Source organism: Nesterenkonia lutea, assembly GCF_014873955.1.
GTDB lineage: Bacteria > Actinomycetota > Actinomycetes > Actinomycetales > Micrococcaceae > Nesterenkonia > Nesterenkonia lutea.
The window spans coordinates 2,050,337-2,071,945 of sequence record NZ_JADBED010000001.1 but is presented as its reverse complement, the minus strand read 5'-3'; the positions used below and the strand labels follow the sequence as shown (position 1 = coordinate 2,071,945).

The following is a 21,609-nucleotide window of genomic DNA, read 5'->3' as shown; positions in this document are numbered from 1 at the left end:
GAACGTGCTTCTATTCTAAATCTGCTCAGGCATCTCTCAGCACGGCGCTGAGGAACTGCTTGGTGCGGGCGTGGGAGGGCTCAGAGAAGATCTTCTCCGGGGTGCCCTCCTCGACCACATGCCCGCCGTCGAACATCATCACTTTGTGGGAGACGTCCCGGGCGAAGCTCATCTCATGGGTCACGATCAGCATGGTGACGTTCGTGGTGTCCGCCACCTTGCGCAGGATGTTGAGGACATCGCCGACAACTTCAGGGTCCAGCGCGGAGGTGACCTCGTCCAGAAGCAGGATCTCCGGGTCCATGGCGAGCGCGCGCGCGATCGCCACACGCTGCTGCTGACCACCGGAGAGGCTCGTCGGGTGCTCATCGGCCTTGTCCGGCAGGCCCACCTGTTCCAGCAGCGAATGCGCCTTCTGAGTGGCCTCCTGTTTGGACTGGCCCAGCACGTGGATGGGGGCTTCGATGATGTTCTCGAGCACGGTCATGTTCGGGAACAGGTTGAACTGCTGAAAGACCATGCCGATCCGGGTGCGGAGCTGCTTCTGCTCCTTGGCGGAGACGGGGACGCGCTTGCCCTCCTTCTCGCGGTGGGTCAGCGGCTCTCCGTCGATGAAGATGTAGCCGCCGGTGAGCTCCTCCAGGGTCATCACCAGACGAAGGATGGTGGTCTTGCCGGATCCGGAGGGTCCGATCAGAGTCACCCGCTCGCCGCGGCGCACCGAGAAGTTCAGATCCTTCAGGACGATGTTCTCACCGAAGCGCTTTTCGACATCGACGAACTCGATGACCGGTGTTTCGGGATCAGTTGGCGTAGGCAAGGCGCTTCTCCAGTCGGTTGATCAGAAGTGCTGTGGGGTAGCTGGCGGCGAGGAAGATCAGGCCAGCGATCGTGATGGCCTCGGTGTAGCGGAAGGTCTGGGCTCCGATCGTCTGGGCCACGCGGACCATCTCCGCCACCGAGATCACGAAGAGGAAAGGGGTGTCCTTGAACATCGAGATCGCGTAGTTTCCCAGCGAGGGGATCGTGGACCGCAGCGCCTGTGGAACGACCACGCGGCGCCAGGTGCGGCCGGCACTCATCGAGAGAGCCTTCGTGGCCTCCCACTGTCCCTTGGGCACGGACTCGATGCCTGCGCGGTAGACCTCAGACATATACGTGGCGTAGTGGATGCCGAAGACGATGAACCCGATCAGCAGCGGATCCATCCAGGTGAAGCCGTAGTAGAGCACCAGCAGCTGGACGACGATGGGTGTCATCCGGATGAAGTTGGCCGCCCAGCGCACCAGGAAGGCGAGCGGTGCCGGCAGCACTCGGATCAGGATCGCGATGACGAGTCCGAGGACCGCCGCGATGATGGTGCCGACCACGGTCACCAGGAGGGTGACCTGAATGAAGGCGCTCAGGATCTCCGGGAAGATCTCGAAGGTGAAGTCCCAGTTCCAGACGCTGCCGGTCTGTTCGTTGGAGGGCTGTGCGGCGGCGAGCGGGGTCGTGATGTTCATCGCTGCCCCCCGCCGGGCACCATCGGCGCGGAACCGGGGTGGGCCGAGGAGATCGGCATCTTGGGGGTGGGCGAGAGGATCTCCTTGAGGGTGGGTCCCTGGCCCAGCTTGTGCTTGGCTCTGGCTTCCAGGAGGAGCATCAGGCGGGTGAGGATCAGCGCGAGCAGGAAGTAGCCGATCAGGCCGACGAATGCGTAGGAGAACCAGGCGCTCGTGGCCCGGCGCAGCTGGTCGAGTTCAAAGTTGAAGTCATTGAGACCGATGATGTAGACCACGGCCGAGCCCTTGAGCAGGTGCACCAGCAGGTTCGACAGGGACGGAATCATCAGCGCCCACGCCTGCGGAAAGATGATCCGACGGATCTTGTGCGGCCAGGACATCGAGAGCGCGACGGTGGCCTCCCATTGACCGGAAGACACCGATGTCAGGGAGGCGCGCACGGCTTCTGCGCCATAGGCCCCGTAGTTCACACCCAGGGCGATGACGCCCACGGTGAAGGCACTCTCCAGGGTCAGTCCGAACAGGGGCAGCACGTAGAAGACCCAGAAGAGCTGGACGAGAAGCGAGGTGCCGCGGAAGAACTCGATGATGACTCGGGCCGGGCCCTTGAGCCACAGGTTCGGGCTGCCAGCCATCAGGCCCAGGATGACGGCGATGACGAAGGCAAGCGCCGCGCCGACGACGGTGAGCTGCACGGTGAGCAGAAATCCTTCCCAGAGTCTGGGACCGAAGTTCTGCAGCGATTCAAAGTTCTGTTGTTGCTGGTCTAACCAGTCCACGGTAGGAGATGGTTCCTCTCTGCTGGAGGTGTTGTCACCGAAGCGGTGGCCGGCCCCTGCGCGGGGCCGGCCACCGTGAGACCTATGAAGCTGTCAGGTCAGTCTTCGATGTCCTGGAGGGACTCCAGGTCGCCCTCGCAGAGTGCCTCTGCGGTGAGCTCAGCAGGCGGGATCTCGGCTTCGGTGAAGCCGAACTCCCCGATGATCTCCAGCAGCTCGCCGCTCTCCTTGAGCTCAGCCAGGTGCTCGTTGTACTCATCGAGCATCTCGGAATCCTGGGGGAAGACGGTGGAGCCGGCGCCGTACTGCATCACGCCGTCCATCTCGTGGACAAAGCCTTCGGTGACCTCGACGCCGTCCATATCGCCGGCCATCTCGCTGAGCGAGATCGCAGTCAGGGCGAAGACGTCGGCGCGACCGCCGGTGACCATGTCCACGCCGTCATCGGCGGAGCCCACACCCTCGGCATCGATGCCCAGCTCCTCGACGTAGCCGGCTTCAACACCTGAGGAGAGAGTGGCGAGAGTGATGTCTTCGCCGGACTCCATGGCATCGGCCACGTCGTTGAGGTCTTGGACTCCAAGCGGGTTGCCCTCTTCCACCAGCAGGGCGGTGGTGTACATGATCTCCGGCTCAGCGAAGGATGCCTGCTCGCAGCGCTCGGGCAGGATGGACATGCCTGCAGAGACGGCATCGAAGCGGTCTGCAGACAGACCCGGGATCAGGCTGTCCCAATCCGTCTCCTCCGCCTCGACGGTGTAGCCCATCTCGCCGAAGATCTCCTCGGCCAGGGCGATGGTGGCGCCCTCGGGCTCTCCATCCTCATTCAGGTAGGAGTAAGGCTCTTCGCCGGCGATGGCGACAGTGATGGTCTCCTCGCCGCCCGCTGCGGTCTCTTCGGTCTCGGCCTCTTCGTCGCCGCCGCCACAGGCGGTGAGGGCCAGCAGTGCGGCGGCGCCCACAGCGCCTGCTCGGACTGCCATTGAAGTCTTGTTGCTCATCGGTGCTTACCTCATCCTCTGGTGTACGTCCGGTGCGAGTCGGTGGCGTGGGTCGGAACACACAGCCACCTGACTCATCACGCTAGACCGATGAAAGGGATTTGGAAACCGGATTCTTCTGAGATGACAACGCAGAGCACCGGCGGGCCTGCTGGAGAAAGAGCGAAAGAATTCGTCGTGATGAACTGCCCGTGGCCGTGCTTGCCTGGTGCGCCTAGGCAACCGCGGAGCGCGTAAAGAGCCCGAAATGCGGGCCGAAGAAACCTGAGCATTGCCTGATCACGCTTGCATAACTATCTCGACACGGGGTCCGGAACGGCATCGGCGGCTCAGGACATCACGGTGCGGCCCTCGAAGGCGCGACCGAGGGTGACATCGTCTGCATACTCCAGATCGCCGCCCACCGGGAGTCCGGAGGCCAGACGGGTCAGCTTGATCCCGATGGCACTGAGCATCCGGTAGAGGTAGGTCGCGGTGGCCTCGCCTTCGAGATTCGGGTCTGTGGCGATGATGACCTCTTTGATCGTGTCATCGGAGAGGCGACTGAGCAGCTCGCGGATATGAAGCTGATCTGGGCCGATCCCGGCGATCGGATTGATGGAGCCGCCCAGGACGTGATACCTGCCGCGGAAGGAGCGAGTGCGCTCGATGGCCATGACATCTTTGGACTCCTCCACCACGCAGATCAGACTCGGATCACGCCGGCTGTCCTGGCAGATCCGGCAGGTGTCCTCCTCCGAGACGTTGAAGCAGATCGCGCAGAACTTCACCTTCTCCTTCACCGTGGTGATCGCGTCTGCCAGCCGCTTCATGTCCTCAACATCGGCCTCGAGGATATGGAAGGCCACGCGCTGCGCGGACTTGGGGCCGATTCCGGGCAGGCGCCCGAGTTCATCGATCAGATCTTGGACTGCGCCTTCATACACGGTGTGGACGAGCCTTCCTGATGGGGTGGTCGATCAGTCTGAGGGGGTCAATCGTTGAGCCTGCGCTCCTCCAAGAGCGTGGCACCCAGGTGCTTCTCGAAGGCCCTGCGTCCGAAGACCCCCGAGTGTTCCAGCGCGATGTCATCCTCGCTGGCGACATCCTCGGGCTCCGGCGGCTTCGCCGCCTCGGCCGCGGGGGCGCCGGGCTGAGCCTGGGTCCAGGGAGGTGGAGCGGTCTGATCATAGTCACTGGGCGGACCGGAGTCCCAGCCCGGGTCAGGCGGCGGGGCAGGCTGAGCCTGATCGGCGGGCGGTTCAGTCGGGATCGGTGCCGCCTCGCCGCGGCGCTGAGCCAGCCGCCGTCGTATCTCGGCAGCCCGGCTCGGGGCGCCCGTGGCAGGGCTGCCCGAGGGCGCGGCGCCCGCGGCAGCGGACCTGCTGGTCTCGACAGGACTGCTCGACGGGTCCGAGGGACGGGGTCCTGCGGATGCCCGTCGTGCGAAGGCGGGGACGGGAGGTCTGGCGTCCAACGGCTTGGGAGTCTCGGCCGGCCCGGGCTGAGCTGCCGCGGTCCGGCCTGCCGCCAGCTCGTCCGGTTCGTCCTGCTCGTCCGGCCCGTCCAGCTCGTCATGATCGGGTTCGTTCGGCTCAGGGTCGGCCGGGCGGGGGGAGGGTGCTTCCACGGGAGGTTCGGGAGGGGCCTCGTAGAACTCCGGGTCATAAGGCTCCGGGGGCTCCTCCTGGACCCAGGCAGGGGACTCGTCATCAGAGGGGGGCTCCTCGCCTCCGCGTGCATCCCCTGCGGCCGCCGGGCTCAGCCGGCGGTCAGCTTTTGGGCCCCCACCACCGCCTGGGGACGAGGCTGAAGAAGAGGACGCGGAACTGTTCAGCGTGAACCGGACCTGCATGCCCAGGACATCCTGGACGGCAGAGTTGAGCGCCTGTTCGCCGTGTCGGTTCGCGAAGGTGGAGCGGGCCCCCTCGTTGGCGAAGTCCAGCGTCAGCGTCTGACCATCGAAGTCACCGACGCTCACATTGCCCTTGACCAGCATCCACAGCATCCGGGACTGGGACTTGAGTGAATCCACGATGTCTGGCCAGGCTCGGCGCATCTGCTCAGCGGGGGAGACGCCTGCTGAGGATTGAGGTTGAGCCGACGGCGCGGCGGCCTGGGTGCCGGACGGCGTGGAGGTCGGAGTGGAGGCCGGCGGCGCAACAGCCTGGGTGCCGGACGGCGTGGAGGACTCGGCATCGGTCTGGGTGGGGTGGCCTGAGGCCGCCGGGGCGGCGGTGTCCGGGCCCGGTGAACCCGGTTCGGAGCCCTGCGCCGGTGAACTCGGCTCGGGACTCAGCTCGGAGTCTCGCTCGGACAGGTCCGCGCCGGACTCCTGGACCGACTTCTCGCCGGTGGCCTGCTGACCCGGTTCCGCTCGGGGCTGCGGGGCCGGCTCTGCAGCAGGTGCAGGGGAGGAACCGCTCTCGGCCTCTGCCCCCGGGGTGACTCCGGCTCCGGCGGAGAAGTCCAGCCGGCGCTCCACCCGTTCCAGACGGGCGGCCACCGAGGCGTGCCCCTGTTCGGCGTGAGGCAGCAGCAGCCGGGCCATGAGCAGCTCCAGGTGCAGCCGCGGGGAGGTGGCGCCGACCATATCGGTCAGCGCCTGCGCGGTGATGTCAGCGGAGCGGGAGAGCTCGGCCGAGCCCAGCTTGCCGGCCTGGCTCTGCATCACACGGATCTGATCCTCGGGGATTCCGCGCAGGATCGCGCCCGGGTTCTCCGGCACGGACTTCACGATGATCAGATCACGCAGCCGCTCCAGCAGGTCCTCCACGAAGCGCCGCGGGTCCTGACCCGACTGGACCACGCGGTCCACGACCGCGAAGGCGGTCGCGCCGTCCAGGGCCGCCACGGACTCGACCACATCATCGAGGAGGGTGGCGTGGGTGAAGCCGAGCAGCGCCGTCGCGCGGTCGTAGTCCAGCCCACGCTCGGCCGAGCCGGCGATCAGCTGGTCCAGCACGGAGAGGGTGTCGCGGACGGATCCGCCGCCGGCCCGGATGACCAGCGGCAGCACCCCGGGGGCCACGCTCACCGATTCCTGGTCGCAGAGCCGGTGCAGGTAGTCCATGAGCGGCTCGGGCGGCACGAGCCGGAAGGGGTAGTGGTGCGTGCGTGAGCGGATGGTGCCGATGACCTTGTCCGGCTCGGTGGTCGCGAAGATGAACTTGATGTGCTCCGGCGGCTCTTCGACGATCTTGAGCAGCGCGTTGAACCCCGCCGCGGTGACCATGTGTGCCTCATCGATGATGAAGATCTTGTAGCGATCCCGCACCGGGGCGAAGGTGGCGCGCTCACGGAGATCCCGGGCGTCGTCCACGCCGCCGTGGCTGGCCGCGTCGATCTCGATGACATCCAGGGAGCCGGAGCCGCCGGTGGCGAGGTCCACGCAGGAGTCACACTCCCCGCAGGGAGTTCCCGTCGGGCCCTGCGCGCAGTTGAGGCACCGGGCCAGGATCCGGGCTGAGGTGGTCTTTCCGCAGCCGCGCGGGCCGGAGAAGAGGTAGGCGTGGGAGACCGCGTCCTTGCCCAGGGCTGTCATCAGCGGGGCCGTGACATGCTCTTGTCCGATCACCTCGGCGAAGGTGTCGGGACGATAGCGGCGATACAGGGCGGTGCTCACAGTGAGAAACCTTATCCGCTCCCCCTGACATGCGCATGCAGCGGGCTCAGCGGGGGGGGGGAGGCAGGGTCAGTGCCGCCGGGCGGCCAGCCGCTCCGCCACCCGGCGATTGCCGGGAACCGTGTAGAGCCAGCGGGTCCACGGGCGCAGCCAGACCGTCAGCAGGGTGAGTGCGAGTCCGCCCACGGTGCATGCCGTCACATGCAGCACCGGATCCACCCCGATCTGGCTGACCCCACGGTGGATCAGGACGATGATCGGGAAATGGCTGACGTAGACCACGATGGAGCTGCGGCCGCACCACTGCAGGAACTGGTTGAACCGTCCGGCAGGGATCCGGGGTGCCAGCCAGAGGATCACCGCGATGCCGAGCACCGCCGTGGGGGCGGCGAACAGGGTGCCCGAGCGGAGCTCGCGGCTTTCGAGGCCGTGCTGGGCGAGCCAGGCGACCAGCACGCCCATGGCTGCGACGAGCAGCCACGGAGCCGCGGCCCAGCGCAGCAGGACTCGGGAGCAGGCGGCACCGAGGAAGAAGAATGCGCCGTAGTACAGGGTGCGGGTGTACAGCGCGTTCTCCACCTCGGTGAGGTGCCGCATCACCAGCATCGCGATGAACACGCACACGGCCAGGACCACCAGCAGCACGGGTCGCGAGATGAACGGCTTCAGCAGCATTCCCGCCAGGTAGCACAGCGTCAGGGCCATCAGGAACCACAGGTAGTCCCCGTTGAGCCAGTACCGCGGCTCTGCTGGACCCCCGCGGTAGATCAGCACGCCGAATCCGGTCAGCCAGACCAGCAGCGGCCAGACGACGGCGCCGAACTTGCCCCACAGATATCCCGCCGCCGGCTTTCGCAGCGAGCGGGGCAGCAGGGTGCCGGAGAGGAACATCAGCAGCGGCATCCGGAACGGTTCCAGGTAGAGGTTCAGCTCGGCCCAGGCGTCGACTCCCTGTCCGTTGGCCCGAGGGATGTCGGAGCCGTGCAGGACCACCACGAGCAGGACCGCGACGCCGCGCAGGAGATCCATCCACTGCATGCGCGGAGCTGACTCGCGCGGTGCTGACTGGACAGTGGTGCGGGACATGGACCGGGAACTGGCTCTCTCTGGCGCTCGCGAAAGGATGGCACGGGGCGGCGGGTCGAAACCGCTGGATTCACTGTAGCCGACGTGATTTCTGCAGATCACACGACTGACCAACCGTTCGGTCATTAATTCTGATACATTTGCGGCATGTCAGTGACCTGAGTCACAGGCCTCACTCGTGAATCACCCGTTCGTCATTATGACGAGTCCAGCATTTGGAGCAGATATGAGCCAGTCCACCTATCTCAGCAGCGAGGGGCATGTGCTGACCCGTGAGGAGAAGAAGGTCCTCGCGGGCACCCTCGTCGGCACCACCATCGAGTGGTACGACTTCTTCATCTACGCCCAGGCGGCCGGTTTCGTGCTGGCGGTGCTCTACTTCGAGCCGCTGGGCGAGGAGAACCAGGCACTGGCGCAGATCGTCGCCTGGGCCTCCGTCGGCATCTCGTTCCTCTTCCGCCCGCTCGGCGCCGTCCTCGCCGGCTGGATGGGGGACCGCTTCGGTCGAAAGGCCGTCCTGGTGATCACCCTGATGGGCATGGGTGGCGCCACGGTCCTCATCGGCCTGCTGCCCACCCACGCGACCTGGGGCGTGGCAGCGCCCATCCTGCTGATCCTGCTGCGTGTGCTCCAGGGCCTCTCTGCCGGCGGAGAATGGGGCGGCGCCGCGCTGCTCGCCGTCGAACATGCTCCGCGGCACAAGCGCGGACTCTTCGGGGCCTACCCGCAGATCGGCGTTCCCATCGGCATGCTGCTGGCCACCGGCTTCATGTTCGCGCTCAACGCGGTGACCACCGAAGAGCAGTTCATCTCCTGGGGCTGGCGCGTGCCGTTCCTCTTCTCCTTCGTGCTGATCATCGTCGGCTTCTTCATCCGGATGAAGGTCGATGAGTCCCCGGTCTTCCTGGAGATGAAGGAGCGCAAGAAGGAATCCTCTGCCCCGCTGAAGGCGCTGCTGACCACCCACAAGAAGTTCACCTTCCTCGCCGCGCTGATCTTCGCCGCGAACAATGCCGCCGGATACCTGGTCATCGCGTTCTTCGCCGCCTACGGGGTGAACACGCTGGGCATGGAGCGCAATGACACGCTCATCGCTTCGCTGATCGGTGGCGTGGGCTGGCTCATCTTCACCCTCTACGGCGGCTGGATCTCGGACCGCATCGGTCGTGTGAAGACCTTCCAGATCGGCTACGGCATCATCATCGTCTGGGCGGTGCCGATGTGGTTCCTGCTCGACACGGCCTCGCTGCCGCTGTTCGCACTCGCGATCTTCATCCTGACGATGGGTCTGGGACCCTCCTACGGGCCACAGTCCGCGCTCTATGCCGAGATGTTCCCCGTCTCCATCAGGTTCTCGGGCGTCTCCATCGGTTATGCCCTGGGCTCGATCATCGGCGGCGCCTTCGCGGCCACCATCGCGCAGACCATCCTGGACACCACCGGGCAGTCCTGGTTGATCGGTGTCTACATCTCGGTGCTGGCCATCATCTCCTTCCTGGCCGTTTCGGTGATCCCGAAGAAGCTCCAGGGGATTAACCTCAATGATGACAGTGAGCGCGAGGAGTTCTCCGTGACCCCGGGGGGACGCTGAATCGCCGCTGCACCCACCGCACCATCTGAATCGCTCGAATCATCTGTACGCACCACAGAAGAGGCATAACCATGACACACCGCACCCACGCGATCAGGCTCTCCGCAGCCGTGGCCGCCACAGCCCTGATGCTCACCGCCTGCGGCGGGGACACTGAGTCGGAGGAGACCGGGGGCGAGACCGCCGAAGAGGGCGGCAGCTACTCGATCGGCATCACCCAGATCGTCTCCCACCCCTCGCTGGACGAGGCCCGCGACGGCTTCAAGGCCGCCTTCGAGGATGCAGGCATCGAGGTGGAATGGGATGAGCAGAACGCTCAGGGCGAGCAGGCCACGGCGAGCAACATCGCCGGCACCTTCGCGTCCTCGGACATGGATCTGGTCCACGCCATCGCGACACCGACCGCCCAGGCCGCGGCCCAGGCGATCACCGACAAGCCGATCGTGTTCTCCGCCGTGACCGACCCTGAGGAAGCCGGTCTGGTGGACTCCTGGGAGGAGCCGGGCGCCAACATCACCGGTGCCTCGGATCTGAACCCGGTCATGGAGCAGTTCGAGCTGCTGCAGGAGATCGCACCCGATGCCGAGACCGTGGGCATCGTCTACTCCTCCGGCGAGGCCAACTCCCAGGTCCAGGTGGACCTGGCCCAGGAGGCCGCCGATGAGCTCGGCCTGGAGATCCAGGAGGCGACCATCTCGAACTCCTCCGAGGTCCAGCAGGGCGTGGAGTCCCTGGACGTGGACGCCATCTACGTCCCCACTGACAACGCAGTGGTCTCGGCGCTCGAGTCGGTGCTGCAGTACGGTCAGCAGAACAGCATTCCAGTGATCGCCGCCGAGGGTGACTCCGTCATCCGCGGCTCCGTGGCCACCTATGGCATCAACTATGAGAACCTCGGCCGCCAGGCCGGCGAGATGGCCATCCGCATCCTCGAAGACGGCGAGGATCCAGCCAGCATGGCGGTCGAGACCCAGGAGACCCTGGAGCTCATCGTCAACCCTGAGGCCGCCGAGGCCATGGGCGTGGAGCTGGACCAGGAGCTGCTGGACCGCGCCGACACCGTGGTCGGGGAAGACGTCGACGCCGAGGACCCGGCCGAGGCTGACGAGGCAGCAGAGGAAGACGCTGAGGAGGAAGAGGAAGAGTGACCCTGCACGGGTGAGATGACTCGACCTCCCCAGGCCGGCACCCACCGGTCATGACCAACATTTGACCATCTGGCCGGGCGCCGGAACAGCCGCATGAGGCTGATCCGGCGTCCGGCCGGGTGGACGTGGACCCGCCGTCGGCCGATGATCCGGCCGCGACGATGATTGAGGACACATGATCACAGCATTCGAGCTCGGGCTGATCTACGCGATCATGGCCCTGGGCGTGTACCTGACCTTCAGAATTCTGAACTTCCCCGACCTGACCGTGGACGGCTCCTTCACCTCCGGGGCGGCCACCGCGGCGATCCTGATCACCAACGGCACTGACCCGTTCCTGGCGACGGCGGCTGCCTTCGTGGTCGGCAGCGTGGCCGGACTGATCACCGGTCTGCTGCACACCAAGGGCAACATCAACGGACTGCTCGCCGGCATCCTGACGATGATCGGCCTGTATTCGATCAACCTGCGCATCATGGACGGCGCCAATGTGCCGCTCCTGGGCCAGGACACAGTGATCTCCATGATGCGCGGGTTCACCGGCGTGGGCTGGACCTCCGTGGCCGTGCTCGCCGTCGTCGCCCTGCTGTTCAAGCTGGTGATGGACTGGTATCTGCAGACCGACAACGGCCTCGCGCTGCGCGCCACCGGTGACAACGAGCAGATGATCAGCTCCTTCGCGGTCAGCACCGACCGGCAGAAGATCACCGGGCTCATGCTCTCCAACGGTCTGGTCGGCATCGCCGGCGCCGTGGTCGCCCAGCACCAGGGCTTCGCCGACATCGGCATGGGCATCGGCCTGATCCTGGTCGGTCTGGCCTCGGTGATCGTCGGCCAGGCCATCTTCGGCAGCCGCACGGTCATCCAGGCCACGCTGGCGGTCATCCTCGGCGCCGTGGTCTACCGGCTGGCCATCCAGCTGGCGCTGAACGTGGGTCTGAACCCGAACGACATGAAGCTCATGTCCGCAGTCCTGGTGGTGGCGGCCCTGCTGCTGCCGCAGTGGAAGGGCTTCTCGCGACTGAGTCTGCGTCGGAAGGACCGTTCCCCGCTGGCCGCCGCGGCCGAGCCGCTGACCACCGAAGATGCTCCCGTTTCCAAGACCTCAGCAGAGAAGGGAGTCTGACATGTTGAACATCTCCTCAGTCTCCAAGACGTTCTTCCCGGGCACCGTCAACGAGCGTCGCGCGCTGGTCGATGTGAACCTGGAACTCAAGGAGGGCGACTTCGTCACCGTCATCGGCTCCAACGGCGCCGGCAAGTCCACCCTGCTCAACACCGTGGCGGGCCGCATCCATCAGGACGAGGGAGTCGTCTCCCTCGATGGCAGCGATGTCAGCAAGCTCAAGGAGCACCAGCGGGCCGCGAAGGTCGGCCGAGTCTTCCAGGATCCGATGGCGGGCACCGCACCCAATCTCAGCATCGAGGAGAACCTCTCCCTGGCTGATCGGCGCGGGCGGCCCCGCGGGCTCTCCCGCGGGGTCACCAAGGCCAAGCGGGAGCGTTTCGCCGAAGCCCTCACCCAGCTCGAACTGGGGCTCGAGGGACGGCTGAAGACCAAGGTGGGGCTGCTCTCCGGTGGTCAGCGCCAGGCGCTGAGCCTGCTCATGGCCACGTACTCGGATCCCCGCGTGCTGCTGCTCGATGAGCACACCGCCGCCCTGGATCCGCAGCGCGCGGAGCTGGTCACCCGGCTGACCCGCAGCGTGGTGCAGGACAAGGGGCTGACCACGCTGATGGTCACGCACAACATGGTGCAGGCGCTCGAGGTCGGCAACCGGCTGATCATGATGCACGAGGGTCGGATCATCCTTGACGTCGGCGCCGAACGGAAGGCGCAGATGACCTCGCAGGACCTGCTCGCCGAGTTCGGCAAGCTCAAGGGCGCCGTGGTCGACGACAAGACCCTGCTGCAGTGAATCGGAACCGGATCAGAGGCTGAACCGGGTCAGGGGCTGAACTGAAGCAGGGGCTGAGCCGAGTCAGGGGCTGAGCTGGACCGGGGCGGGGTGGGACTGCGCAGGCAGACCCGCCCCGCCCCGCCCCGCATCATTCCGGCCAGGGGGAGCGGCGGATGACCTCGACGAAGTCTCCGCGCTCGAATCCAGGCAGGAAATGTGCGAGCACGTCGGCCTTCACGTTGCCGAAGGTGGTCTCCGGTCGATCCTTGAGCCCCTGGGTGAACGCCTCGAGGATCTGATTCTTGAAGTCGGGCCGGGGGTGCGCCGCGACCACGTCCGCGCGCTGCTGATCGGTGATCGCGTCGTAGCCCAGCCCGAGCACATCGAGCTCGACGCCGCGGGTCACCAGCGCGATCTCTGGATCCATATGCAGCGGGATCTCCGGCGTGGTGTGCAGGGCGATGCCCGTCCAGACCTTCTGCGCCTCGGAGGGGTCGATGCCGTGACTCAGCAGGAACCGACGCGCCTCGTCTGCGGCGTCGATCTCGAAGCGCTGATCGGTTCGCCGGTAGGTCTCGGTGAGGCCGAGGTCGTGGAACATCGCACCGATGTAGAGCAGCTCGGGATCGGCGCTGGTGCCGAGCTGGGCGCCGCGCAGGGATCCGAAGAGGAAGACGCGCCGAGAGTGGTGGAAGACCAGTGGCGGGGCCACATCGCGGAGGAGCTCGGTGGCCTCGCGCGCCATGGGGGAGTCGGGGACCGTGATGCCTGCGATGGTTTCGCTCATGTCTCCATTGTGGACCACGTCCGCGTGCGCGCTGTGATTGACCGCACAGTCAACGCGTGGAAGAGTATAGGTGAACGATCGGTCAGTTATTCCTGCGAAAGGCGCATGACGTGGCGATCAGCCCTGCATATCTCGTCTCCGGAACCCGCACACCAGTGGGCCGATACGGCGGCGCCCTCTCCTCGGTCCGTCCCGATGATCTCGCCGCCCTGGTGGTGCGCCAGGTGGTGGAGGAATCCGGGATCGATCCCGCCGACGTGGACGAGGTGATCCTCGGCAACGCCAACGGCGCAGGCGAGGAGAATCGCAACGTCGCGCGGATGGCCTGGCTGCTTGCCGGGTTCCCTGACAGTGTCCCCGGGATCACCGTCAACCGGCTCTGCGCCTCGGGCATGAGCGCGATCGCCCAGGCGCAGCAGATGATCGCCGCGGGCGCCGCAGACATCGTCGTCGCCGGCGGCGTGGAATCCATGTCCCGCGCACCCTGGGTGATGGCCAAGCCCACCACCGCCTTCGCCAAACCGGGGGAGGTCGTGGACACCTCCATCGGCTGGCGCTTCACGAACCCCAAGTTCCTCGCCATGGACAAGTTCACCTACTCCATGCCCGAGACTGCCGAAGAGGTGGCACGGGTCGAGGGGATCAGCCGCACCGATGCCGACGCCTTCGCCGCGGAGTCTCAGCGGCGCGCCGTGGCGGCCATGGAGGCAGGCCGTCTCCGCCGCGAGATCACCCCGGTCGAGGTCCCCGGCCGCAAGGGCGCCGTCACGGTGGTGGACACCGATGAAGGGCCGCGGCCCGGCACCACCGCGGAATCCCTGGCGGGACTGCGACCTGTGGTCCCCGGGGGCAGCGTGGTCACCGCCGGCAACGCCTCCTCGCTCAATGACGGGGCCTCCGCGGTCATCGTGGCCTCTGAGGCCGCCGTTGCGAAGTACGGACTGACGGCTCGGGCCCGGGTCGTGGGCGCGGCCAACGCCGGCGTGCCGCCGGAGATCATGGGCATGGGCCCCGTCCCCGCCACCCGCAAGGTGCTCGACCGGGTCGGCTGGAAGATCGAGGACCTCGGCGCCGTCGAGCTGAACGAGGCCTTCGCGACCCAGTCTCTGGCCAGCATGCGCCGGCTCGGACTCGACCCGGCAATAGTCAACGCCGACGGCGGCGCGATCGCGCTGGGCCATCCGCTGGGCTCCTCCGGGTGCCGGATCGTGCTCACCCTGCTCCGCCGCATGGAGGACGAGGGTGTCAGCCGAGGTCTCGCGACCATGTGCGTCGGAGTCGGCCAGGGCTCCGCCCTGTTGCTCGGGAGGGCGTGAATCAATGAGCACCCCAGAGCCTGACATGCTGCACGCCCCTCTGGACGCCACGGGTTTCACCACGCTGCGGATCACCGAGACGGCAGACCGCCTGCATGCCCAGCTGGACCGTCCCGAGGTCCGCAATGCCATCGACGCCACGATGATCACCGAGCTGCACGCGGTCTGCGCGCATCTGGAGCACCACCCGAAGATCCTGATCCTCTCCGGCACCGAATCCGGCGGAAAGGGCATCTTCGCCTCGGGAGCCGACATCAGAGAGCTTCGGGAGCGACGACGCGCAGACGCCCTGCGCGGCGTGAACTCCACCGCCTTCGAACGCCTCGCGAAGCTGCCCATGCCGGTGATCGCCGCTCTCGACGGCTATGCGCTGGGGGGCGGGGCCGAACTGGCCTGGGCCGCTGACTTCCGGCTCGGCACACCTGAGCTGAAGATCGGCCAGCCTGAGACCGGTCTGGGCATCATCCCGGCCGCAGGAGCGCTCTGGCGCCTGCGCGAGCTCGCCGGCGAGGGCATCGCCAAAGAGATCCTGTTGGCAGGTCGCATCCTCGATGCCCAGGAGGGACTCGCCCACGGCCTGCTCAACGCCGTGCACCCGGCCCTCGAGCTGCTCGACGCCGCGAACGCCCTGGCTGACCGCATCGCCAAGCAGGACCCGCTGGCTGTGCGGATCAGCAAACAGGTCTTCTCCATGCCCCGCGAGGCCCACCCCCAGGTGGACAACCTCGCGCAGGCGATCCTCTTCGAGTCCGAGGCGAAGTTCGAGCGGATGCAGGCCTTCCTCGACCGGCGGGACCGCAAGGCGGCAGAGAAGGCCGGGCCCTCGGCAGAGCAGCAGGCAACGACACCGGCAGAGCAGCCGGCAACGACACCAGGAGAGAACCCATGAGCACCCCCCAGTCAGCCACGCCTCCCTTCCCCAGCACCGTCGGCGTGCTCGGCGGGGGTCGCATGGGGGCGGGCATCGCCCACGCATTCCTCATCGCCGGGGCCGAGGAGGTCGTCGTCGTCGATGTCTCCGAGGAGGCGGCGCAGGCCGCCGCCGGTCGCATCGAAGCCGATGTGGCAGCCTCGCTGAAACGCGGAAAGATCCACGGCGAGCTGGCCAGCTTCACGAGCCGACTGACCACCACAGCCGATGTCACCGGCTTCAGCCGCTGCGGACTGGTGGTCGAAGCGGTGCCCGAGGACATGGACCTGAAGGTGGGCTCGCTGCGCCGCGCCGAGGCCCAGCTTGCACCCGAGGCATGGCTGGCGACCAACACCTCCTCGTTGTCCATCACCACGCTCGCCGAGCATCTGCAGCGGCCCGAGAGGTTCTGCGGACTGCACTTCTTCAACCCGGTGCCCGCCTCGAAGCTCGTGGAGGTGGTGCTCGCCGAGCGGACCGGTGAGGAGCTGGCGGAGCTGAGCCCGCGGTGGGTCGAAGCCCTGGGCAAGACCCCCGTGGTCGTCAAGGACGCGCCGGGCTTCGCCTCCTCACGCCTGGGCGTGGCGATCGGACTCGAGGCCATCCGGATGGTGGAAGAGGGTGTGGCCGCGCCCGCAGACATCGACAATGCGATGGTGCTGGGCTACAGGTTCCCGATCGGGCCGCTGGCGCTGACCGACATCGTCGGTCTCGACGTGCGGCTCGGGATCGCCGAGTATCTCGAGTCCCAGCTGGGGGAGCGCTTCGCGCCGCCCCAGCTTATGCGGGACATGGTGGCGCGTGGGGAGCTGGGCCAGAAGTCCGGCAAGGGCTTCTACGACTACCCCGAGGCCTGAGCGGCAGGCCCTATTCGCGGTCGGCGTCCCTCGGCGTCCTCGGTGTCCCTCGGTGTCCCCCAGTGTCCCCCCAGAGTCTCTCAGCGTCCCTCGACGCTGCGGTACGCCGCAGTCTCCGGCTGGCGCCAGCCGCGGAGCGCCTGGGCATCGACTGAGAAGATCTCGACGCCCAGTGGGTGGCAGTGCTGCAGCTGCTCCTCGGGGGTCGCCGCCTCGGGTCCCCACATGCGCAGCGAGAGATCCCCGCCGGGGCAGGTGGAGAGCGCGCAGAGCAGATCGATCTCGGCGAAGAACTCGAAGTGGTCTCCCGGCTGGGTGGGGCAGGTGTCCATGAAGTACTCGCGGTTCTCGTTCAGACCGGCGAGCTGGAAGACGTTGAGCACGTCGTGGATGTCTGACTCCTTCAGGCCGTGGTCCCGGACCGCCCGGGTCAGGTTCGAGTGGCAGTGCCGGTCAAAGTCCACCCCGGTCAGCATGCGATTCACATAGGGGTCGCAGCGCGTTCCCAGGAGATCGTGGATGACCTCGGCATCCGGGTGACCGGCCAGAGAGTCTCCGACCACGGTGGCCATGGGCCGAAGATTAGGCAGTGTGGACCAGAAGCGGTCGTAGGTGGTCATCGATGCGCGCTGCAGCTGCCGCGTCCGTGCGGCCCAGAATCGTTCCTGAGGGTCGTGCAGATTCCACAGGTTCAGGTCCCCGACCTGGGGCCCGTCGACGGCGCTGATCCGCACGATCGAACCGGCGCTGACCTCCCACGCCTGACCGGGGCGGACCGGCACCTCGAACTGGCGGGTCAGCGTCCGCGGAGCCGCGGCCACCTCGGCGTAGAAGCCCCGATCAGGGTCCAGCGGCCCACCGGGAAGCGACTGATAGGCCGCCGGCTGCACGTAGGTGCGACGTCCTGGGCGGTCTGCGCTCATGCTGGCTCCTCGAAAGTCCGGTCGGAACCTCCAGTCCTACTATTCAGGGGCCTGGATCGCACCCTCTGAGGGCCTGTTGTGAGTTCCGGAAGGCCAGCACGCTCAGCCGGACGACCCGCCAGGACGAATGGAAGAGGGGCCGGGATCGACATGACCTGTCGATCCCGGCCCCTCCCTCCTCATCCCTCAGCGGTGCAGCTCATGCGACCTCAGAGGTCAGCCAGGGCGGAGGACGGATCCTCCAGACAGGTGGCCACGAAGTTGAGGAATCCGCCGGCGGTGCCGCCGTCGCACACTCGGTGGTCGAAGGCGATGGTCAGCGTCGCGACCTTGCGGACCGCCAGCTCGCCGTCCACCGCCCAGGCCCGGTCCAGGATGCGACCGATGCCCAGGATCCCCACCTCCGGGTGGTTGATGATGGGCGTGGCCCCGTCCGAGCCGAAGACGCCGTAGTTGTTCACGGTGAAGGTGCCGCCGGTGAGCTCCTTGCCGGAGATCGAACCCTCGCGGGCCTCGCCCACCAGCCGAGCGATCTCGGCATGCAGTCCCCGTGCGGAGAGCCGCTCGGCGTGCCTGATCACCGGGACCACCAGACCCGAGGGGGTCTGGGCCGCGAACCCGAGGTTGACACCGTCGAAGTGGACGATCTCCTGACTCCCGTCCTCGCGCTCCTGAAGCCGGGTGGCCAGATCCGGGTAGCGGGCCAGCCCCGCCAGCACGAAGCGGCTGAGCAGAGCCAGCAGCGAAGGGGCGGAGCTTCCGTCCCTGGCGGCCTGTTCCTTCAGTCTGGCCCGCAGGGCGAGCACCTCGGTCATGTCCACGTCCTGCCACACGGTCGCCTCCGGGATCTCCCGGCGCGAGCGGGACAGGGTGGTGGCCACCGCCTTGCGCATCCCCGACATCAGGACGCGTTCCCGCACCTGAAGACCGCCGGGGGCGGCCGCGTTCGAGGACCCGCCGGAGGTCGTCGGCGAAGGTGCCGGCGCAGCCGAAGCGGGTGCCGAGCGAGCTGTCCCGGCGGAGCTGTCTGCGCCGATCGCGGTCTCCCGCTGCGGCACGGCGGACTCGGCGGCGGAGGACCTGGCGGAGGAGGACTCGATCGCTGCCAGCACATCGGCACGCAGGATCATCCCGTCCGGGCCGGACCCGCTGAGCTCGGTCAGGGACAGTGAGTGGTCCCGCGCCAGTCGACGCACCAGTGGGGAGGACACCCGGGGGGCCTTCTGCTCCGCCGCGGCAGGGACCGGGGCTGGGGCACCGCGCGGCCCAGCGGCTGCGGCGCCGCGCTCGCGCTCACCCGCTGCGCCGCCGCGCCGCCGGCGTCGTCGAGTCTTGGAAGAGGTGGAGGTGCCGTAGCCGATCAGGACGTTGCCCGAGCCCTCGTCCTCAGCATCATCCGCCGGGGCCTCTTCAGGGTCTGAGACGGCGCCGGTGGCGGGCACCGAGCCGGCGCGCTCCTCCTCGCGGTAGCTCAGGGCTCCGGCACCCTCAGGAGCTGTGCCCTGGGAGGCAGAGCCGGTGCCGTCTGAGTCGTTGCTCTCGCCCTCTGCGTCCACGGTGATCAGCGGCTCGTCAACGATCATGGTCTCGCCCACGGCGCCGTGCAGTGTGGTGACCACTCCGGCATAGGGGGAGGGGACCTCGATCGCAGATTTGGCAGTCTCCACCTCGGCGATGGGCTGATCCACCACGATCACCTCGCCCTCGGCCACCAGCCAGCTCAGCAGCGTCGCCTCGGTCAGTCCTTCGCCCAGATCGGGCAGGTTGAATGTGGTCATCTCAGTCCTCCCACTGCAGCTCGTCGAGGGCGTCCAGGATGCGGTCCACGCTGGGAAGGTGGTGCTCCTCGAGCTTCGGCGATGGATACGGAATGTCGAAGCCGGTCACGCGCTTCACCGGGGAGCAGAGCGAATGGAAGCTGCGCTCCTGGATCCGCGCCACGATCTCGGAGGCCACGGAGACGAAGCCCTGCGCCTCGGCGATCACAATGGCACGCCCGGTCTTCTCCACCGTGGCGGCCAGAGCGGCGTCGTCGAAGGGGACGATGCTGCGCAGATCCAGGACCTCCGCGGAGATCCCGTCCTCTGCAGCGGCATCGGCGGCCTTCAGCGCAGTGGACACGCTGGGCCCGTAGCTGATGAAGGAGACGTCGGTGCCTTCACGAGCGACGACGGCGCGGCCCTCAGCTCCGACTCCCGCCGCAGGTGCGGCGGTGTCTGCGGCGGAGGACTCGTACTGGGTGCGCAGCGCGCTGAGGTCCACGGTCTCCTTGGTCCAGTAGAGCTTCTTCGGTTCGAAGAAGACCACCGGGTCCGGGGAGTCGATGGCCTCGCGCAGCATCAGGTAGGCGTCGGTGACCGTGGCCGGGGTATAGATCTTCAGCCCGGGTGTGTGGGCGTAGTAGGCCTCGGAGGAGTCGCAGTGATGCTCGACCCCGCCGACTCCGCCGCCGTAGGGGATCCGGATGACCATGGGCAGGCGGACCCGTCCGCGGGAGCGGTTCGCGGTCTTGGCGACGTGGCTGAAGATCTGTTCCAGCGCCGGGTAGGCGAAGGCGTCGAACTGCATCTCGATGACCGGACGCATGCCGTTCATCGCCATGCCCATGGCCATGCCGGCGATGCCGGACTCCGCCAGGGGAGTGTCGAAGCAGCGGCCCTTTCCGAAGCGCTGGGTCAGCCCATCGGTGATGCGGAAGACGCCGCCGAGGGTGCCCACGTCCTCGCCGAAGACGCAGACCGAGTCCTCACGCTCCATGGCGTCGGACATTGCGGTGTTCAGGGCCGCGGCGAAGGTGGTGGGCTTGGTGGCGGTTTCAGCGCCGGCTGGCGCGGTGGTGGTGTCGGTGGCCATGGGTCAGCCCTCCTGGCTTCGCTCGAGCTCGTCGGCCAGCTTGGCGCGCTGTTCACGCAGCTGGGAGGTCGGAGCGGAATAGACGTGGTCGAAGATCTCCAGCGGGTCCATGGCCGGTTCGGTGGTCATGGCCAGGCGCAGGGCGGCGGCGACCTCCTCGGCCTTGCCGCTGATGCGGGATTCGGCGCCCTCGTCGAGCACTCCGCGGTCGGTGAGGAAGGTGCGCATGCGCTGGAGCGGATCGCGCTGCTTCCACTGCTCGACCTCGTCAGACTCGCGGTAGCGGGAGTCGTCGTCGGCGTTGGTGTGGGCCTGCATGCGGTAGGTGATGGCCTCCAGCAGCAACGGCATCGAGTTCCTGCGGGCCAGATCGACGGCGCGGCGCAGCGTGGCCAGCACGGCCACCATGTCATTACCGTCCACCTGCTCCCCGGCCATCCCGTAGCCGATGGCCTTGTGGGCCAGCGAGGGGGCGGCGGTCTGATGGGAGAGCGGCACCGAGATGGCGTAGCCGTTGTTCTGCACGAAGAAGACCACCGGGACCTCGAAGACGGCGGCGAAGTTCAGCGCCTCATGGAAGTCGCCCTCGCTGGTGGCGCCGTCGCCGCACATGGCCAGCACGACGGTGTCCTCCCCGCGGAGCTTGGCGGCATGGGCGACGCCCACGGCGTGGAGCAGCTGGGTGGTCAGCGGGGTCGACATCGCCGAGATCTTGTACTGCAGCGGGTCATAGCCGCAGTGCCAGTCCCCGCGGAAGGAGACCATGACCTCAAGGGGGTCGACGCCGCGGCTGATGGTGGCCACGGTGTCGCGGTAGGTGGGGAACATCCAGTCCCCGTCGCCCAGCGCGAGCGCGGCACCGACCTGGCAGGCCTCCTGCCCGTGCGAGGAGGGGTAGACCGCGAGCCGGCCCTGGCGGACCAGGGCGTAGTTCTGATCGTTGACCCGGCGGCCCACGACCAGCGCCTCATAGGCGGCCAGCAGCGCGTCGTCCTCGGGGATCGGGTACTCGTGTCCCGGGCTCGTGCCCTGCTCCTCCTCGGGAATCAGCTTCCCGTCGGGGCCGAGCATGCGGATCTGCTGGGCGGCGGGGAGCATGTACTGCTCCGGGGTGATCCCGAAGCTGCTGCTCGTGTCCCGGATGCGGGAGCCCTGCTCGGTGGCCCCCTGGGTGGTCTCGCTGGTCATGGCCCAGCCTCCTCAAAAGACTTCGTCCTCACGTGTGGTGCATCACACTGTTGCTATGAGTGTGGCGGAGCCCACCGTCTCGAGACCATTGCGCGGACCGATCCGAGACGGGTCCCGTCGCGGGTCCCCGTCGGCTGGACGGACTGCTCGATCCGCACCC

At 67.3% G+C, this 21,609-nt stretch carries 19 protein-coding genes; 7 read left to right on the top strand and 12 right to left on the bottom strand.

The window, feature by feature from the left end; genetic code table 11:
* Positions 1 to 25: 25 nt before the first annotated feature.
* The 7 genes from ehuA to H4W27_RS09440 all read right to left on the bottom strand — a co-directional run bounded on the left by ehuA (position 26) and on the right by H4W27_RS09440 (position 7,975).
* A complete protein-coding gene (gene ehuA / locus H4W27_RS09470) occupies positions 26 to 820 on the bottom strand; it encodes an ectoine/hydroxyectoine ABC transporter ATP-binding protein EhuA (RefSeq protein ID WP_192595714.1) in 795 nt (264 codons plus the stop codon).
* Positions 804 to 1,505 carry an ectoine/hydroxyectoine ABC transporter permease subunit EhuD gene (gene ehuD / locus H4W27_RS09465; protein ID WP_192595713.1) on the bottom strand — a complete coding sequence of 234 codons (702 nt, stop codon included), beginning with the start codon at positions 1,503 to 1,505 and terminating at the stop codon, positions 804 to 806. Before ehuD ends, ehuA begins: the two co-directional genes overlap by 17 nt.
* Positions 1,502 to 2,284: an amino acid ABC transporter permease gene (locus tag H4W27_RS09460; protein WP_192595712.1), complete on the bottom strand. Its 783-nt coding sequence runs from the start codon at positions 2,282 to 2,284 to the stop codon at positions 1,502 to 1,504. The genes ehuD and H4W27_RS09460 overlap by 4 nt, the downstream gene beginning before the upstream one ends.
* A 98-nt stretch (positions 2,285 to 2,382) precedes the next feature.
* On the bottom strand, positions 2,383 to 3,285 hold the full coding sequence (locus tag H4W27_RS09455; RefSeq protein ID WP_192595711.1) for a transporter substrate-binding domain-containing protein: 903 nt from the start codon (positions 3,283 to 3,285) through the stop codon (positions 2,383 to 2,385).
* Between the two features lie 329 nt (positions 3,286 to 3,614).
* Entirely contained in the window at positions 3,615 to 4,211 is a 597-nt protein-coding gene (gene recR / locus H4W27_RS09450) for a recombination mediator RecR (protein WP_192595710.1), read from the bottom strand.
* A gap of 47 nt (positions 4,212 to 4,258) precedes the next feature.
* Entirely contained in the window at positions 4,259 to 6,889 is a 2,631-nt protein-coding gene (locus H4W27_RS09445; RefSeq protein ID WP_192595709.1) for a DNA polymerase III subunit gamma and tau, read from the bottom strand.
* Positions 6,890 to 6,958: 69 nt separating this feature from the next.
* Entirely contained in the window at positions 6,959 to 7,975 is a 1,017-nt protein-coding gene (locus H4W27_RS09440; protein WP_192595708.1) for an acyltransferase family protein, read from the bottom strand.
* A gap of 226 nt (positions 7,976 to 8,201) precedes the next feature.
* Here H4W27_RS09440 and H4W27_RS09435 point away from each other — a divergent pair, with 226 nt between their 5' ends.
* From H4W27_RS09435 to H4W27_RS09420, 4 genes are all read left to right on the top strand, one after another.
* Positions 8,202 to 9,566 (top strand): MFS transporter, encoded by a 1,365-nt coding sequence (locus tag H4W27_RS09435; protein ID WP_192595707.1) that lies wholly within the window; start codon positions 8,202 to 8,204, stop codon positions 9,564 to 9,566.
* Positions 9,567 to 9,637: 71 nt separating this feature from the next.
* On the top strand, positions 9,638 to 10,714 hold the full coding sequence (locus tag H4W27_RS09430; RefSeq protein WP_192595706.1) for an ABC transporter substrate-binding protein: 1,077 nt from the start codon (positions 9,638 to 9,640) through the stop codon (positions 10,712 to 10,714).
* A 175-nt stretch (positions 10,715 to 10,889) separates the two neighbouring features.
* On the top strand, positions 10,890 to 11,840 hold the full coding sequence (locus H4W27_RS09425) for an ABC transporter permease (RefSeq protein ID WP_192595705.1): 951 nt from the start codon (positions 10,890 to 10,892) through the stop codon (positions 11,838 to 11,840).
* 1 nt (position 11,841) lies between these two features.
* Positions 11,842 to 12,633 (top strand): ABC transporter ATP-binding protein, encoded by a 792-nt coding sequence (locus H4W27_RS09420; protein WP_192595704.1) that lies wholly within the window; start codon positions 11,842 to 11,844, stop codon positions 12,631 to 12,633.
* Positions 12,634 to 12,763: 130 nt separating this feature from the next.
* On the opposite strand, the gene H4W27_RS09415 is transcribed toward H4W27_RS09420, so the two are convergent.
* On the bottom strand, positions 12,764 to 13,402 hold the full coding sequence (locus tag H4W27_RS09415; protein ID WP_192595703.1) for an HD domain-containing protein: 639 nt from the start codon (positions 13,400 to 13,402) through the stop codon (positions 12,764 to 12,766).
* Positions 13,403 to 13,512: 110 nt separating this feature from the next.
* Between H4W27_RS09415 and H4W27_RS09410 the strand changes: the two genes are divergently transcribed.
* Genes H4W27_RS09410 through H4W27_RS09400 form a run of 3 tightly spaced genes read left to right on the top strand, consistent with a single transcriptional unit; the run spans position 13,513 to position 16,485 of the window.
* Positions 13,513 to 14,718, top strand: coding sequence for a thiolase family protein (locus H4W27_RS09410; RefSeq protein WP_318782265.1), 1,206 nt, complete (start codon positions 13,513 to 13,515; stop codon positions 14,716 to 14,718).
* A 4-nt stretch (positions 14,719 to 14,722) separates the two neighbouring features.
* The gene (locus tag H4W27_RS09405; protein WP_225939071.1) at positions 14,723 to 15,607 is read left to right on the top strand and encodes an enoyl-CoA hydratase/isomerase family protein; all 885 of its coding nucleotides are present in this window, start codon (positions 14,723 to 14,725) and stop codon (positions 15,605 to 15,607) included.
* On the top strand, positions 15,604 to 16,485 hold the full coding sequence (locus H4W27_RS09400; RefSeq protein ID WP_192595702.1) for a 3-hydroxyacyl-CoA dehydrogenase family protein: 882 nt from the start codon (positions 15,604 to 15,606) through the stop codon (positions 16,483 to 16,485). Before H4W27_RS09405 ends, H4W27_RS09400 begins: the two co-directional genes overlap by 4 nt.
* Positions 16,486 to 16,565: 80 nt before the next feature.
* Here H4W27_RS09400 and H4W27_RS09395 read toward each other — a convergent pair whose 3' ends face one another.
* The 4 genes from H4W27_RS09395 to pdhA all read right to left on the bottom strand — a co-directional run bounded on the left by H4W27_RS09395 (position 16,566) and on the right by pdhA (position 21,449).
* Positions 16,566 to 17,408 carry an urea carboxylase-associated family protein gene (locus H4W27_RS09395; protein WP_192595701.1) on the bottom strand — a complete coding sequence of 281 codons (843 nt, stop codon included), beginning with the start codon at positions 17,406 to 17,408 and terminating at the stop codon, positions 16,566 to 16,568.
* Between the two features lie 209 nt (positions 17,409 to 17,617).
* A complete protein-coding gene (locus tag H4W27_RS09390) occupies positions 17,618 to 19,186 on the bottom strand; it encodes a dihydrolipoamide acetyltransferase family protein (protein ID WP_192595700.1) in 1,569 nt (522 codons plus the stop codon).
* 1 nt (position 19,187) lies between these two features.
* Positions 19,188 to 20,261 carry an alpha-ketoacid dehydrogenase subunit beta gene (locus H4W27_RS09385; protein ID WP_192595699.1) on the bottom strand — a complete coding sequence of 358 codons (1,074 nt, stop codon included), beginning with the start codon at positions 20,259 to 20,261 and terminating at the stop codon, positions 19,188 to 19,190.
* Positions 20,262 to 20,264: 3 nt separating this feature from the next.
* Positions 20,265 to 21,449 carry a pyruvate dehydrogenase (acetyl-transferring) E1 component subunit alpha gene (pdhA, locus tag H4W27_RS09380; RefSeq protein ID WP_192595698.1) on the bottom strand — a complete coding sequence of 395 codons (1,185 nt, stop codon included), beginning with the start codon at positions 21,447 to 21,449 and terminating at the stop codon, positions 20,265 to 20,267.
* Positions 21,450 to 21,609 lie beyond the last annotated feature (160 nt).

Coding starts and splice junctions, on each gene's coding strand:
- H4W27_RS09435 (WP_192595707.1), top strand. CDS start 8,202: ATGAGCCAGTCCACCTATCTCAGCAGCGAGGGGCATGTGCTGACCCGT.
- pdhA (WP_192595698.1), bottom strand. CDS start 21,449: ATGACCAGCGAGACCACCCAGGGGGCCACCGAGCAGGGCTCCCGCATC.
- H4W27_RS09425 (WP_192595705.1), top strand. CDS start 10,890: ATGATCACAGCATTCGAGCTCGGGCTGATCTACGCGATCATGGCCCTG.
- H4W27_RS09415 (WP_192595703.1), bottom strand. CDS start 13,402: ATGAGCGAAACCATCGCAGGCATCACGGTCCCCGACTCCCCCATGGCG.
- H4W27_RS09440 (WP_192595708.1), bottom strand. CDS start 7,975: ATGTCCCGCACCACTGTCCAGTCAGCACCGCGCGAGTCAGCTCCGCGC.
- H4W27_RS09390 (WP_192595700.1), bottom strand. CDS start 19,186: ATGACCACATTCAACCTGCCCGATCTGGGCGAAGGACTGACCGAGGCG.
- H4W27_RS09400 (WP_192595702.1), top strand. CDS start 15,604: ATGAGCACCCCCCAGTCAGCCACGCCTCCCTTCCCCAGCACCGTCGGC.
- H4W27_RS09395 (WP_192595701.1), bottom strand. CDS start 17,408: ATGAGCGCAGACCGCCCAGGACGTCGCACCTACGTGCAGCCGGCGGCC.
- H4W27_RS09455 (WP_192595711.1), bottom strand. CDS start 3,285: ATGAGCAACAAGACTTCAATGGCAGTCCGAGCAGGCGCTGTGGGCGCC.
- ehuD (WP_192595713.1), bottom strand. CDS start 1,505: ATGAACATCACGACCCCGCTCGCCGCCGCACAGCCCTCCAACGAACAG.
- H4W27_RS09405 (WP_225939071.1), top strand. CDS start 14,723: ATGAGCACCCCAGAGCCTGACATGCTGCACGCCCCTCTGGACGCCACG.
- H4W27_RS09430 (WP_192595706.1), top strand. CDS start 9,638: ATGACACACCGCACCCACGCGATCAGGCTCTCCGCAGCCGTGGCCGCC.
- H4W27_RS09385 (WP_192595699.1), bottom strand. CDS start 20,261: ATGGCCACCGACACCACCACCGCGCCAGCCGGCGCTGAAACCGCCACC.
- H4W27_RS09420 (WP_192595704.1), top strand. CDS start 11,842: ATGTTGAACATCTCCTCAGTCTCCAAGACGTTCTTCCCGGGCACCGTC.